This is a genomic window from Ventrimonas faecis (genome assembly GCF_040096075.1).
GTDB classification, from domain to species: Bacteria; Bacillota; Clostridia; order Lachnospirales; family Lachnospiraceae; genus Brotaphodocola; species Brotaphodocola faecis.
This window is the reverse complement of sequence record NZ_JBBMFJ010000021.1, coordinates 36,934-52,719: the sequence shown is the minus strand read 5'-3', so window position 1 is coordinate 52,719 and position 15,786 is coordinate 36,934. Positions and strand designations below refer to the sequence as shown.

Sequence of the window (15,786 nt, the reverse complement as noted above, 5' to 3'; positions counted from 1 at the left end):
TCTTAGTGCATATTTGCGATAAGATTATTATAGAAGAAACACAGGTGAAATCATGAATCAGTATGAGAATGGCAGAAATTCCGGAACAGGACGCTCCAGGGCCAGGAGTACATCTTATTCCGGCAGCGGAAGAAGTGCTTCTGCTGGCAGACAGACAAGAACAGCGGCCGGAAGCGGAAGAAGCAGCGCCTCCTCTTCCAGGAGTGCTTCCACAAGAAGTACCTCCGGAAGAACCAGCGCAGGAAGCAGTACAAGGCGTACCACAGGAAGCAGCGCCAGAACTTCTTCTTCCCGGTCCGGAAGTTATTATAATGAAACAAGACGTCCTTCCTCCGGCAGACATGGCGGAAGACGCGGAGGTCCGGATTTCGGGAAGATCGCGATTGGCGGCGTAATCCTGATTCTGGCAATTTTCTGTGTTGCCTTTCTTATGAAGAAGGTAACCGGTTCCAAAACAACGAGTACGGAGCCGGAAACAGAGATTACCGTTCCGGAGACAGAACTGGAAAAAGAAGTTACGGTGGACGGCATCAACATCACGGGCATGTCCAGAGAAGAGGCCAAGGCGGCCATCCTCAAAGATTTTCCGTGGGGCATGAAGGTCACCTGGCAGGATCAGAGCTATGATGTGAATGATCTGATGGCAGAAAAGGTGGATTCCATGCTTCAGGAGATTTACACCGGCGAGCCGAAGGAAAGCTACACCCTGGATACTACCGGGCTGGAAGACGCAGCTGCCAAGGAGGCGGAAACCGTGGCAGGCCTCTGGAACAAGAAGGCAAAGAACGGTTCCATTTCCGAGTATGATGCTTCCTCTGACAAGTTCTTATTCAAGGGAGCAGAAAACGGACTGGCTGTAGATCAGGACCAGTTAAAAGCAGATATTCTCGCAGCGCTGAGCCGCAAGGACTTTACCGCTACGATCACGGCTACGGTAAATGAAGTGGAACCGGAGTTTTCCGAGGCAGTCGCAAGAGAAAAATACAAGACCATCGGAACCTTTACCACCAATACCACATCCAATCAGAAGCGTAATACCAACATCAAGCTGGCTACCAAGGCCATTAACGGCATTGTGCTTCAGCCGGGCGAGGAATTCTCCTTTAACAACCGGGTAGGAGAGCGTACGGAGGCGAAGGGCTATCAGGCCGCTGCAGCGTATAACAACGGTGAAGTTGTCCAGGAGATTGGCGGCGGTGTCTGCCAGGTTTCCTCTACCATGTACAATGCGGTAGTCAAGGCAGGACTGAAGACTACCATGCGGCGTTCCCATACCTTTGAACCGTCCTATGTAACACCGGGAACCGACGCGACGGTAAGCTGGGGCGGTCCGGACTATAAGTTTGTGAACAATTCCAGTGCGGCTATTGGTATCCGCGCAAGCTATTACAATCAGACCTGCACCGTATCCATTTACGGCATTCCGCTTCTGGAAGAGGGTGTGACCCATTCCTTAAAGTCCACAAAGCTCAGCGAGACGGACCCGCCGGCTCCGACCTATGAGGAGGATCCGACTCTGGCTCCTGGCGTGGAGAAGGTAAAGAGCAACGGAAGCAAGGGCAGCAAATGGGAGACCCGCCTGATTGTTACAAAGAACGGTGAAGTGGTGAGCCAGGATGTGGACCACAGCGTTACTTACAAGGGACATACTCCGGTTATCTTAAGAAACAGTACCGGAACCACGGCAGCAGGAGCTACCACGGCGGCAGACAGTTCCGCTGCATCCTCTTCCGCAGAGTCATCGGGAGAGACTACGGCAGCCGAGAGCCATAAGGCGAGTGAGGCAGCAACGACAGCGGCTTCCCACACCACGGCGGCAGACAAGACCACGGCAGCAGAGACTACGGCGGCAGCAACCACAGCAGCTTCCCAGCAGCCGGCTTCCCATCCGACGGCGGCAGATTCCGGAAACAGCTCAGGCAATGCGCCGACGGCGGCAGACAGTGGAAACGCGCCGACCATCGCACCAAATCCGGGTGTCTAAAAACAAAATCAGGCTTATTGAGAAATTGCAAAATATTTCACAAAACAGGAGTGCTTTTTGCGGGCGCTCCTGTTTCTTTTTCCGATAAAAAAATCCGGAATAAGCCATTGCTAACCTGCTTTTTGTGCGGATTGTATGCAAAATAATACGCGAATTTCCTGTTTTCATGTTTGCAAAACGATAAAAAGTTGCTATAATATACACAGGTCAGTCTCCTTATGCGGGGAGACTTCTCTTTCCGGTGCTTTTTTGCCGGAAAACTTCCCGGTTTTTTACCGGGCAAAAGCATATTCACATTTGTAGGAGGATAATCAAATGGCAAGAAAAATGAAAACCATGGATGGTAATCAGGCTGCTGCTCATGCTTCTTACGCATTTACCGAAGTTGCGGCTATGTACCCGATTACTCCGTCTTCCGTAATGCCTGAGCATACGGATGAGTGGGCTACTGAAGGCAGAAAGAACATCTTCGGCCGTACAGTACAGATCACTGAGATGCAGTCCGAGGCCGGTGCAGCTGGTGCTGTTCACGGTTCTCTGGTAGCAGGCGCTCTGACCACTACCTATACCGCTTCCCAGGGTCTTCTTCTGATGATCCCGGATCTGTACAAAATCGCTGGTGAGCAGTTACCGGGCGTTATTGATGTATCTGCACGTGCAGTATCTTCTCACGCTCTGAACATCTTCGGTGATCATTCCGACGTTTACGCATGCCGTCAGACCGGCTGCGCTATGCTGTGTGAGTCCAGCGTACAGGAAGTTATGGACTTAACTCCGGTTGCTCATCTGTCTGCAATCAAGGGTAAAGTTCCGTTCATCAACTTCTTCGATGGATTCCGTACCTCTCACGAGATCCAGAAGATCGAGGAGTGGGATTACGATGATCTGGCTGAGATGGCTGACTGGGATGCAATTGCAGAGTATCGTGCAAACGCATTAAACCCGAACCATCCGTCCCAGAAAGGTTCTGCACAGAACCCGGATATCTTCTTCCAGGCTCGTGAGGCATGCAACCCGTACTACGATGCTCTTCCGGCTGTAGTACAGATGTACATGGACAAAGTAAATGCTAAGATCGGTACCGACTACAAACTGTTCAACTACTACGGTGCTGAGGACGCTGAGCAGGTTATCATCGCTATGGGTTCCGTTAACGATACCATCGAGGAGACCATCGACTACATGAGAAAGACCACCGGCGCTAAAGTTGGTGTTGTTAAAGTTCGTCTGTACAGACCGTTCTGCGCAGAGGCTCTGATCGATGCTATCCCGGATACCGTTAAGAAGATCACTGTTCTTGACAGAACCAAAGAGCCGGGTTCCTTAGGCGAGCCGTTATACCTGGATGTTGTTGCAGCATTAAAGGGCAGCAAGTTCGACCAGGTTGAGATCTTCTCCGGCCGTTATGGTCTTGGTTCCAAAGATACCACTCCGTCTCAGATCGTTGCTATCTATGAGAATAACACCATCAAGAGATTTACCACTGGTATCGTAGATGATGTTACCAACCTGTCCCTGCCGGTAGGTGCTCCGCTTGTTACCACTCCGGAAGGAACCACAAACTGTAAGTTCTGGGGTCTGGGCGCAGACGGTACCGTAGGTGCTAACAAGAACTCCATCAAGATCATCGGCGACAACACCGATATGTACGCACAGGCTTACTTCGATTATGACTCCAAGAAATCCGGCGGTGTTACCATGTCTCACCTTCGTTTCGGTCATAAGAAGATCAAATCTACCTACCTGATCCATCAGGCAAACTTCGTAGCATGCCACAACCCGGCATACGTTCGTAAGTACAACATGGTTCAGGAGCTGGTTGACGGCGGTACTTTCCTGTTAAACTGCCCGTGGACTCACGAGGAGCTGGACAAGCACCTTCCGGGACAGATGAAGAAATTCATCGCTGACCACAACATCAACTTCTACACCATCGACGGCGTTAAGATCGGTATCGAGACCGGCATGGGCCCGACCCGTATCAACACCATCTTACAGTCCGCATTCTTCAAACTGACCGGTATCATTCCGGAGGAGAAAGCAATCGACCTGATGAAGGCTGCTGCTCAGAAGACCTACGGCCGTAAGGGTGAGGACGTTGTTAAGAAGAACTGGGCTGCTATCGATGCTGGTGCAACCGGCGTTGTTAAGGTAGAGGTTCCGGAGAGCTGGAAGAACTGTGAGGATGAGGGCCTTGATTACAAGACCGTTTCCGGCGACAGAAAAGACGTTGTTGATTTCGTTAACAATATCCAGACCAAAGTCAGCGCTCAGGAGGGTAACAACTTACCGGTATCTGCATTCAAGGATTATGTAGATGGTAATACCCCGTCCGGTTCCGCTGCATTCGAGAAACGTGGTATCGCTGTAGACGTTCCGGTATGGAATTCCGAGAACTGTATCCAGTGTAACTTCTGTTCTTATGTCTGCCCGCACGCAGCAATCCGTCCGGTTGCTATGACCGAGGAAGAGGCTGCTAAGGTTGAGGGTGCTACCTTACCGTTAACCGGTATGCCGCAGTACAAGTTCACCATCGCTGTATCTGCACTTGACTGTACCGGTTGTGGTTCCTGTGCAAACGTATGTCCTGGCAAGAAGGGCGAGAAGGCTCTTACCATGGATAAGCTTGACAAGCACCTTGACGAGCAGAAGACCTTTGATTACGCAGTAACCCTGCCGGTCAAAGAGGATGTTGTTGCTAAGTTCAAAGAGACCACCGTTAAGGGTTCCCAGTTCAAACAGCCGTTACTTGAGTTCTCCGGCGCATGTGCTGGATGTGGTGAGACTCCGTACGCTAAGCTGATCACCCAGCTGTTCGGTGACAGAATGTACATCTCCAACGCAACTGGATGTTCTTCTATCTGGGGTAACTCTTCACCGTCTACTCCTTACACCGTAAACGCTAAGGGCCAGGGTCCGGCATGGGATAACTCCCTGTTCGAGGATGCTGCAGAGTTTGGTTACGGTATGTTACTGGCTCAGAACGCAATCCGTGATGAGTTAAAGGAGAAGGTAGAGCAGGTTGCAGCGAACGAGAACGCTTCTGAGGAAGTTAAGGCTGCATGCAAAGAGTACTTAGATACCTTCAAGGTAGGCGCTACCAACGGTACCGCTACCGATAAGTTAGTTGCAGCTCTGGAAGGCGTTGACTGCCCGACCTGCAAGTACATCGTTGCTAACAAGAACTACCTGGCTAAGAAGTCCCAGTGGGTATTCGGTGGTGATGGATGGGCTTACGATATCGGCTTCGGCGGCGTAGACCATATCCTTGCTTCCGGTAAGGACATCAACGTTATGGTATTCGATACCGAGGTTTACTCCAACACCGGCGGTCAGTCCTCTAAGGCTACCAAGACTGGTGCTGTAGCTCAGTTCGCAGCTGGCGGTAAAGAGACCAAGAAGAAAGACCTTGCAAGCATCGCAATGTCTTACGGTTATGTATACGTAGCTCAGATCTCCATGGGTGCTGATTATGCTCAGACTGTTAAGGCTATCGCTGAGGCAGAGGCATATCCGGGTCCGTCCCTGATCCTGGCTTACGCTCCGTGTATCAACCACGGTATCAAGAAGGGCATGAGCAAAGCTCAGACCGAGGAGAAACTGGCAGTTGAGACCGGTTACTGGAACAACTTCCGCTTCAACCCGGCTGCTGAGAAGAAGTTCAGCCTGGACAGCAAGGCTCCGAACATGGAAGGCTATCAGGACTTCCTGAAGGGCGAGGTTCGTTACGCATCTCTGGCTATGAAGAATCCGGAGAGAGCAGCTACCCTGTTCGCTAGAAACGAGGCAGAGGCTAAGGAGCGTTACGAGTACCTGACCAAGCTGGTTAAGCTGTACGGTAACGACAACGAGTAATCGTTCGTGAGAAATTTCATATAAATCGTTCATAGCTGTCCCGGTTTGCCGGGGCAGCGTGAGCGGGTCAGTTCCGGATGGAATGACTTGTGCTGTAGCGTAAAAAAAGCTCCCGGCCTGCGAAAGCAGGTTCGGGAGCTTTTTTGTGGTTCAAGGTGCGTACAACCTGATATGCTGAAAATTTCGGAGACCGGAGCATTTTTCGACTGGCGTTTCCAGCAACCGTACCGTTTAGGCGAAGAGCGCGCCAAGCAGTCCGTAGGATAAAAGGGACATAATTACAGTGGCCATGACGATGCCGCAAAAGATGGCACCAATGGCTTTGCCGAATTTCATGTGGAGCAGGGCGGCAACCAGAGAGCCGGTCCAGGCGCCGGTGCCGGGGAGCGGGATTCCTACAAAGAGCACCAGACCCCAGAATCCAAATTTCTCAATCTGTCCTTTGTTCTTGTCGGCTTTCTGGCGAACCCAGACGGCGACTTTGCCCAGGCCCGGAATGCCTTCCATGACATTCAGAACCCGCTCGATCAGAAGCAGAATGAATGGGATTGGAAGCAGGTTTCCAATGACACAGATGGGAATGGCCCGCAGAATCGGAACATTTAAGAGGGCCGGAGACGCGGCAAGCAGTCCGCCTCGCAGTTCTAGGATCGGGATCATGGAGATGATAAAGATGATCACCTCGCCGGATACCTTGCCTCCAAGCAGGGAAGCAAGTCCCTGTACCAGAGTATCAGTCATAACATATCCTCACTTTTTCTTATTTTGTTGTATGGCTATGCAAAAATTCTATGAATCTGAGAAATTTCGCATAGGCTCTATTATAGGAGAAAGTATAGAAAAATTCAAGCTGGGCATTGTGCCTTTATGGAAAAATACTATGTAGATTTTTTGAAGAGTATGTTAAAATGTGGTTACGGTTTACAGATGTAGAAATTGGAACGAAAACAATACAAATGAGAAAAGACTTGGCGAAAGGACAGAGTTATGAAACGATTGTGGAAAATACTGGGTATTCTGGTGGGAACGGCATTGCTGCTGAATGTGGCAACAGAGATTCTGAACCGGAAATCATTTTTGGGAGCAGTCAGTTTTGTCGTTCACACACCTATGGTATTCGTGCTGGATACCCTGCTGTTTCTGGCTCCGTTTCTGCTGGTGTTTTTTACGAGGCGGAAGGTATTTCTTACAGTCGTCCTTTTCGTACTCGGACTGACTGCGGCCATTGCCAACAGTGTGCTGCTGGTGTTTCGGACAACCCCGTTTACTGCGTCAGATCTGCGTCTGATGAAATATGCGGCAACGCTTCTTACAACGTATCTGACCTGGTGGCAGATTATTCTGATGGCAGTGGCAGCCGCTGCGGTGGTTATGTTCTGCGTGCTGCTCTGGAAAAGGGCACCAATGGATGCGCAGAAGGTTAATTTTACAGAGTCGGGCTGTGTGGCAGCCATTTCCATGCTGGTGATCTGGGCTGTGCTGAACATTTCTGTGGCATCCGGAACGGTGGCGCTGCATTTTGGGAACATCGGGCAGGCGTATAAGGATTATGGGTTTGTCTACTGTTTTGCGAATTCCCTGCTGAATACGGGAATCGATAAGCCAGACAGTTATGATACGGCCATGGTAGATCAGCTGGAAAGTGAGGAACAGACTCAGACTGAGGTACCGAAAACCATAGAGGAACGTTATCCGAATATCATTATGCTGCAGCTGGAATCCTTTTTTGATCCGACGCTGTGGCGGAATAATCCGGTGCAGGGCGATCCGATTCCGATATTTCATTTTCTGGAGCGGAGTTTTCCGTCTGGGTACTTAAGTGTTCCTTCGGTAGGAGCCGGAACAGCGAACACAGAGTTTGAGTGTATCAGTGCCATGAATCTGGATTTCTTCGGTCCGGGCGAATACCCGTACAAGACAATCCTGCAGAAGACAGCCTGCGAGAGCATGGCGTTTGATATGAAAAATCTGGGTTACAGGGCCCATGCGGTGCATAATAATGAGGCAACCTTCTACGACCGCCATAAGGTGTTTGCCCAGCTTGGCTTTGATACGTTTACGCCGATTGAATATATGTACGACATTGAACGGAATCCAACCGGCTGGTGTAAGGACAAAGTGCTGGTAGGAGAAATTGAGAAGGTACTGGATTCTACGATTGGAAGTGATTTTGTATACACGATTTCCGTGCAGGGACATGGAAAGTATCCGTCCTTTGAATATTACTGTGAGCAGATTCATGAGATGGATGAATTCGTGGGCCAGCTCATCAACATGTTAAATACCCGGCTGGAACCGACGGTTCTGGTGCTGTACGGAGACCATCTGCCGGGCTTTGAGTGGACAGCGGAAGAGATGGAGAATGGAAGCCTGTTTCAGACAAAATATGTCGTGTGGAATAATTTGAATCTTCCGGTTGTGAAACGGGATGTAGAGTCGTATCAGCTTGCGGCTCATGTGCTGAATCTGCTGGACATCCATGAGGGAACCATGATCCGTTTTCACCAGCGCCATCTGGATGCCCACGATACGGACACTCAGGGCTATCTGGATGCTATGAAGATTCTGCAGTATGATATTCTGTATGGAGATCACGAGGTCTACGGCGGTGAGTCGCCGTATCAGGCAACGCATCTGGAATTTGGTGTCACGCCAATCATTCAGGGAACTACGGTGCACAATACCGATCAGGTGATTGTATTTGGAGGTCCGTTTAACAGCTGGTCCAAGATTTGTGTGGATGGTAAAGCTGTAGATACCCAGTATTATTCGGAAAGCAGGCTGATTGCAAAAGGTGTTGAACCCAAAGCAGGAGAAGAGATTACCGTTCAGCAGGTGGGGCGGGACAAGATCCATTTGGGGACAGCGAGAAAGAAACAGTAAGTGATGCTGGGAACTGAATGGCTGGTGAATTTAGAAATCCAGTCCGTGGGCGAGGATTGAGAGAACAGGACAGCAGATGATGCTGAAACAGCAGCAAGAGACAGGAGACGAGGACAATGAATATTCAGGAAGAATGGGAACTGCATAAACCGAAAAAGAAAACGTGGGGACGTTTGCTGCGGGTGGTATTCGGACGTACTGCATTTGTGATTACAGCGCTTCTGATTCAGTTCATAATTCTTATGTACAGCTTTCAGTGGCTGCGGGAACATGTATTTTACCTGTACGGCGGCTTTGTTGGCTTAAGTGCGGTGGTTGTCATCTACATCATCAATAAAAATCAGAATCCTTCCTACCAGCTTTCCTGGATCATTCCGGTGCTGGTGTTTCCGGTGTTTGGCGCCCTGTTTTATCTGTTTTTGGAGACACAGCCTGGCACCCGGGCCATTGACAGGAGACTGAAGGATATAATAGAAGAAACAAAACCACTTTTAAAGCAGCAGCCGGAGGTTATGGAGCGGCTGTACCGGGAGAGCCGGGGTACGGCAAGGCTGGCTTACTATATGAATGAGTATGGCGGATACCCCATTTGGGAGAATACCAGCGCGCAGTATTTCCCGCTGGGCGATGATATGTATCCGGTACTTCTGGAGGAACTGAAGAAAGCGGAACGCTACATTTTCATGGAATATTTTATCGTGGAAAAAGGCGAGATGTGGGACAACATTCTGGAAATTCTGAAGGAGAAAGCGGCCTCTGGTGTGGAGGTACGTTTTATGTATGATGGCATGTGCAGCCTGACGCTGATGCCCTACGGATACCCGAAACAGCTGGAAAAATATGGAATCCGCTGTAAAATGTTCTCTCCGGTGCGCCCTGTGCTTTCTTCCTATCAGAATAACCGTGATCATCGTAAGATTACAGTGATTGATGGTCACACGGCATTCACCGGCGGTGTGAATCTGGCGGACGAGTACATCAACCGGAAGGTGCGGTTCGGTCATTGGAAGGATACGGCCATCATGTTAAAAGGAGATGCGGCTACCGGTTTTCTGATGATGTTTCTGCAGATGTGGAATATCACCGAGCATGAGGCGGATGATTATGCCCGCTATCTGTGCAGGCCGGACTACCAGTATCCGGCAGAACTGGACCGTTCTGGCTTTGCGATGCCATACGGTGACAGCCCGCTGGACAATGAGACAGTGGGGCAGCACGTTTATATGGATATTTTAAACGAATCCCGCTACTATGTGCACATCATGACGCCGTATCTGATCCTGGACAGTGACATGATCACCTCGCTGACTTTTGCGGCAAAGCGGGGAATTGAGACCATCATCATCATGCCGCACATTCCGGACAAGATATACGCGTACCTGCTGGCCCGGTCTTATTACGCGGAACTTCTGCAGGCCGGCGTGAAGATTTATGAATATATGCCGGGCTTTGTACATGCCAAGGTATTCACCAGTGATAATACGAAGGCCGTGGTAGGCTCCATCAACATGGACTACCGGAGCCTGCATCTGCATTTCGAGTGCGCGGTCTACCTGTTCCGGAACCCGGCTGTCCAGCAGGCCGAAGCAGACTTCCAGGAAACCCTGAAACACTGCCGGGAGATTACGCTGGAAGACTGCAAAACCTATCCGATTCCGAAAAAAATCGCAGGAAAAGTATTGAGGTTGTTTGCGCCGCTGATGTAATATTGCTATTTTAATAATGCCGTACCTCTGCGGCTGCCCGGATCTTCTGAATGACCGGTTCGGCAGCTTTGGAGGTGAAATACTGGAAGGTGCAGGCGGGCACCTTCTTTTTTAATGCTTCGAAGTTACCGTCCTGAATCAGGCAGCGGACATCGGAGGCACTGATGGCACCTTCCTCATCGGTTTTTCGCGGGATGATATGGCAGCCAAGGCCTGCGGCAGCCAGTTCCTCAGCCATCACCTGATTGTAGATGCCGGTTACCTGGCTGAAGGGTTCTTCTCCCACGAAACGGTCGGTTAAGGACAAAGCCTGGGCAATGCGCAGGAATACCTGAATATCCAGCTTGGCGTGGGAGCGGATGACGGTGTCGGAGTCTTTTAAGAAGTAGGACGGGAACGTGGCGTTGGAGATCATGTAGGGGCCGGTTTCATGGCAGATCACGTTCGGAAGATCTGCGGAGCCTTCAGCCACCAGCTGTTTGCGGACGGAGAAGGGAACCAGGGATGCATCTTCAGATACCACGAACACATGAAGCAGATCCACAGCGGCTGCCGCCTGTTCTAAGAGATAGCGGTGGCCTAGCGTGAACGGGTTGGCATTCATGATGACAGCACCGATTTTTGCGATCTGGTCTGTTCCACGGCTTGCAGGAGCGGCATCTGCGGTATTTGCAGCGGTTTCCTTCTGCAGCCGTTTTAGATAATCGGCAAAGCCGGTTCTGCGGTTCTCCATGAAAACGACTTTTCCCTCTACCCGGGCAATTTCGTAAAAGCCAAGATCGCCAAAGAAGCGCGCGGTATTGCACTTTGTATATAGGAAGAGACTGGTGTTGCCGCGGCTGTACTGATACTCAATCAGGTTGGAAATGACCTGATTCATCAGGCCCTCGCCCTGATGCTCGGAAGACACAGCCATGCAGCGCAGGGTGTTGGCGAAACAGGAGCCGGTTGCCACCAGGTCATAATTTTCATCAAAGAGTCCGATGCTGTAATCGAGGTTTTTGTCCCGCTCGATGCCTTCTTTTTCTAATAACGCGTCCATCTGGCGCACAGCGCGCTTGTCAGTGGGCGAGATTCTGCTTACGGTATAGTCTGACATAGTTCAAAATTCCTCCGTTTTTTTGCTGCTTTTAGTATAACGCATTCGTGGAGAAAATGCGAATATATCCTGAGTTATATGGAACATTTGGAAATGGCTATGGGAATGGATTGTTTTGGAGTTTTTGGAGAGAATAAACGAAAAATGAAAAAGAAGAAGTGAAGGAGACGGACTTATGAGCAGAGAGGAAACGATGAAACAGGATTATGATACGGATACAGGAAAAAATACGAGGCTGCAGAACAGCTTAGACTCTGGTACAGAGGAAAATGGCCGAAATGAAGAAAACAGCAGCATGAACTATGCCCAGGCCACTCTGGACGGCAACAGCGGCAAACACAAGATTTATCTTCTTTCCATTATTGGGGAAGTGGAAGGCCACGAGAATCTTTCCGGCAACACGAAGACTACCAAGTATGACCAGATTCTTCCGAAACTGGCGGAGCTGGAGGACGATGACAGTGTGGAGGGGCTGCTGGTGCTTTTAAACACGTCTGGAGGTGATGTGGACGCGGGACTGGCTATTGCGGAAATGATTGCCTCTCTTTCTATGCCGACGGTTTCTCTGGTATTGGGTGGAAGCCATTCCATCGGAGTGCCGCTGGCGGTGTCCACCGATCACTCGTTTATTGTGCCGACAGGAACCATGATGGTGCACCCGGTGCGGATGAGCGGCACGGTGATCGGGGCTTCCCAGACCTATGAGTATTTTGAGATGATTCAGGACCGGATTTTAACCTTTGTCAGCGACCACGCGAAGATTGCCTATGATCAGGTGAAAAAGCTGATGCTGAATACGGAGATGCTGACGAAGGATCTGGGAACGGTGCTGGTGGGGGAAGAAACGGTAAAAGCCGGACTGATCGATGAGGTTGGGGGAATCCGGGAAGCACTGCGGTATCTGTATCAGGAGATTGAAGCAGGTAAGTAGTGGATAAAGGCAGGGATTTTCTGAACTGACGTGTCCGGTTCCAGTGTCTTGCATTTCCTGATAATTTTTTGTATACTAACTACATTGGGAAAGAGGAGGCTGGAATTTGTGGCAGCGAAGAAACAGCAAAACAGAGTAAATTCAGACAGAACAGAAAAGGCAGCAGGCACCAGAAAGTCCGCGCGTTCCGGCTCACAGAGCGCGGCGGGTGGCCGGAAGCCGGGCAGACCGAGAAAGGTTCAGGAGCCGGAACCGGTTCCGGAGCAGGAGGGGCTGGTCCGTGCGGAAGTGATCGTCCTGGGTTCTTTTGCCCTGGCCGTCCTTTTATTTTTAAGTAATTTTCACCTGTGCGGTTTTGCAGGTGATTTTTTAAGGGGAATCCAGCTTGGATTGTTTGGCCTGCCAGGTTATGTGGCTCCGCTGGTCCTGTTTGTGGGAACCTGCTTTTATCAGGCAAACCGCGGCAACCGGGTGGCCGTGCAAAAAACGGTTGCGTCGGCAGCAGCGTTTTTCCTGCTGTGCGGCTTTGCACAGATGATCTTCGGGCAGCAGCCGGAGGCGGGGAAAGGAATCCTGGAATATTATCGTTTATCTGCATCGTCCGGCATGGGCGGCGGCCTGTTTGGCGGCCTTTTGTTTGGAGGAATCCGTTCGTTTATCGGAAGCATTGGCGCTTTTCTGGTTATGGCGGTTGGCCTGATCATCTGCATGGTATGCATCACCCAGCGTTCCTTTGTAAAAGCGGTGAAGCGCCACAGTGATGTGGCCTACCAGCATGCCAGAGAGGATATGGAGCGCCGTCGCGAAATTTATGCGGAGCGTCAGGAAGAACGGCGCAGGATGCGGGAAGAACAGCGGGTGCGCGGTGTGAACTTAAGCTCTACGAAGCTGCCGGCAGATGAGGATGAATATCTGGACGATATGCCGGAAGAAGGCTGCGAAGATCGCTATGAGGACAATTATGAAGAAAGCTATGAGGCTGGCGGTCAGGCAGAGTATGACGCGTACGAGGATGCTCCTGCCATAAAGGCACCGCGTGGGCGGCGCATGTCTCCGGCGGAAGCCATGGAGCCGGATTTTGAGGATGCGCAGGCAGAACCGGAGAATACCGGATCCCGCGGCAGCCGCATGGCGAAGGCACCGAAGCCGGATAAGGCAGATGTCTTTACCGGAAGCATTTCCATGCCGGAGGATTACCGGGAAGTTGTGCCGGAGCGGGAAGCCCCTGCATATTCCACCAATCTGCCGGAGGGTGCAGACATTCCGCCGGATCCGGAGGACGATTATGATCTGGAAGCAGCGGCCAAGCGCCTGACGCAGTCCGGATTTGGCCAGTTCGAGCAGGCCGGGGAAGTCTTTACCGGCGGCGCGAGAAGGCTGGATGAGAAAGCGGTGGCAGAAGCGGAATATGGTCAGACAGCGCAGCCGGAGTATCGCCAGGAAACACAGTCAGGGCATGATCCGGAAGCAGAGCAGGAGCAGAATCCGGATGTGGCTCCATGGGATGAGCCGGATACGCAGAGTACATACAGCCGCACGCAGAATGCAGCGCTTGACGGGCAGAACCCGTACACGCAGCCAGAGGAACCTGCATGGCAGGAGGCTGCACCAGAGGAATATCTTCCGGAGCCGGATGTGGCTTACACTGTAAAAACAGAACAGAACACCGATTTTGCAATTCCGGAGGGGAACAAGCATGTGGTAACGGCTGGAGGCAAGGTCATCGATACGGACACTGAGGCGCTTCAGAAAAAGCTGGAGTCCGCAAAGAAAGCGGCGGCAGCGCAGAAAGAGGCGGAAAACGCAGACAGTGAAGTGACTGTGGAACAGCAGATCCAGGAAAAGGAAGAGGAACCGAAGAAGGAATATGTCTACCCGCCGCTCAGTCTCTTAAAGCGCGGCAGCAGAAATGCCGGCGGCTATTCCGAGCAGGAGTACCGGGAGACGGCGGTGAAGCTGCAGCAGACTCTCCGAAATTTCGGTGTTGGCGTTACTGTGACCAACATCAGCTGCGGCCCTTCTGTCACCCGCTATGAGCTTCATCCGGAGCAGGGTGTCAAGGTCAGCAAGATAGTAGGTCTGGCAGATGACATCAAGTTAAGCCTGGCGGCCGAGGACATCCGTATTGAGGCGCCGATCCCGGGCAAATCCGCTGTGGGTATTGAGGTACCGAATAAAGAGAAAACATCTGTATTTTTACGGGATCTTTTGGAGTCTGATGCGTTCCAGAAGCACCCATCAAAGCTGGCTTTCGCAGTCGGAAAAGATATTGGCGGCCAGGTAGTAGTAACGGATATTGCCAAGATGCCGCACCTTCTGATCGCGGGCGCTACCGGATCCGGTAAGTCGGTCTGCATCAATACCATCATCATGAGCATTATTTACAAGGCAGATCCGAATGATGTCAAGCTCATCATGGTGGACCCGAAGGTCGTAGAATTAAGTGTATACAACGGCATCCCACATCTGCTGATCCCGGTTGTGACGGACCCGAAGAAGGCGTCCGGCGCACTGAACTGGGCGGTAGCGGAGATGACAGACCGTTACAAGAAGTTTGCCAAATACGGAGTGCGTGACTTAAAGGGTTACAACGCGAAGATTGAAACCATTCAGGATATCGAAGACGAGAACAAACCGAAGAAGATGCCGCAGATCGTCATCATCGTAGACGAGCTGGCGGATCTGATGATGGTGGCTCCGGGCGAGGTGGAGGATGCCATCTGCCGTCTGGCCCAGCTGGCCCGTGCGGCAGGCATTCATCTGGTCATCGCAACCCAGAGACCATCCGTCAATGTCATCACCGGCCTCATCAAGGCTAACGTGCCATCAAGAATTGCGTTCTCAGTTTCTTCCGGCGTGGATTCCCGTACCATCATCGACATGAACGGTGCGGAGAAGCTTCTCGGAAAGGGTGATATGCTCTTTTATCCGGCGGGATTCCCGAAACCACAGCGTGTACAGGGCGCGTTTGTTTCGGATTCCGAAGTCCAGCAGGTGGTGGACTTCCTCACCGAACAGGGACTTACGGCCCAGTATAGTCCGGAAGTGGAAAACAGTATGAATTCGGCTCCATCTGCCTCAGCCTCCGACCCGTCTAACAGCCGGGACGAGTACTTTGAGCAGGCAGGCCGTTTCATTATAGAAAAAGAAAAGGCATCCATTGGAATGCTGCAGCGCATGTTCAAGATCGGATTCAACCGTGCCGCAAGGATCATGGACCAGCTGGCGGAGGCCGGTGTGGTCGGCGAGGAAGAGGGAACGAAGCCCCGCAAGGTTCTTATGACTATGGAAGAATTTGATCAGATCATTTAATGTAACCCCACACTAC

At 51.2% G+C, this 15,786-nt stretch carries 8 protein-coding genes; 6 read left to right on the top strand and 2 right to left on the bottom strand.

Annotated elements, in window-relative coordinates; all coding sequences use genetic code 11:
- The first annotated feature begins 52 nt into the window (after nt 1-52).
- Both WMO41_RS10600 and nifJ read left to right on the top strand, forming a co-directional pair.
- Nucleotides 53-1,984, top strand: a complete 1,932-nt coding sequence (locus WMO41_RS10600) for a VanW family protein (protein WP_349229723.1) — start codon at nt 53-55, stop codon at nt 1,982-1,984.
- 315 nt (nt 1,985-2,299) lie between these two features.
- A complete protein-coding gene (gene nifJ, locus WMO41_RS10595) occupies nt 2,300-5,839 on the top strand; it encodes a pyruvate:ferredoxin (flavodoxin) oxidoreductase (RefSeq protein WP_349229722.1) in 3,540 nt (1,179 codons plus the stop codon).
- A gap of 231 nt (nt 5,840-6,070) precedes the next feature.
- On the opposite strand, the gene WMO41_RS10590 is transcribed toward nifJ, so the two are convergent.
- Complete coding sequence (locus WMO41_RS10590) at nt 6,071-6,580, bottom strand: COG2426 family protein (protein WP_349229721.1); 510 nt, start codon at nt 6,578-6,580, stop codon at nt 6,071-6,073.
- Nucleotides 6,581-6,826: 246 nt separating this feature from the next.
- On the opposite strand from WMO41_RS10590, the gene WMO41_RS10585 reads away from it, so the two are divergent.
- Together WMO41_RS10585 and cls are read left to right on the top strand one after the other, a co-directional pair.
- Complete coding sequence (locus tag WMO41_RS10585; RefSeq protein ID WP_349229720.1) at nt 6,827-8,722, top strand: LTA synthase family protein; 1,896 nt, start codon at nt 6,827-6,829, stop codon at nt 8,720-8,722.
- Nucleotides 8,723-8,838: 116 nt separating this feature from the next.
- Nucleotides 8,839-10,428, top strand: a complete 1,590-nt coding sequence (cls, locus tag WMO41_RS10580) for a cardiolipin synthase (RefSeq protein WP_349229719.1) — start codon at nt 8,839-8,841, stop codon at nt 10,426-10,428.
- Between the two features lie 10 nt (nt 10,429-10,438).
- On the opposite strand, the gene citC is transcribed toward cls, so the two are convergent.
- Nucleotides 10,439-11,527: a [citrate (pro-3S)-lyase] ligase gene (gene citC / locus WMO41_RS10575; protein WP_349229718.1), complete on the bottom strand. Its 1,089-nt coding sequence runs from the start codon at nt 11,525-11,527 to the stop codon at nt 10,439-10,441.
- A 175-nt stretch (nt 11,528-11,702) separates the two neighbouring features.
- Between citC and WMO41_RS10570 the strand changes: the two genes are divergently transcribed.
- Both WMO41_RS10570 and WMO41_RS10565 read left to right on the top strand, forming a co-directional pair.
- On the top strand, nt 11,703-12,458 hold the full coding sequence (locus tag WMO41_RS10570; RefSeq protein ID WP_494338450.1) for a ClpP family protease: 756 nt from the start codon (nt 11,703-11,705) through the stop codon (nt 12,456-12,458).
- A gap of 108 nt (nt 12,459-12,566) precedes the next feature.
- The gene (locus tag WMO41_RS10565; RefSeq protein ID WP_349229717.1) at nt 12,567-15,770 is read left to right on the top strand and encodes a DNA translocase FtsK; all 3,204 of its coding nucleotides are present in this window, start codon (nt 12,567-12,569) and stop codon (nt 15,768-15,770) included.
- The last annotated feature ends 16 nt before the right edge of the window (nt 15,771-15,786 follow it).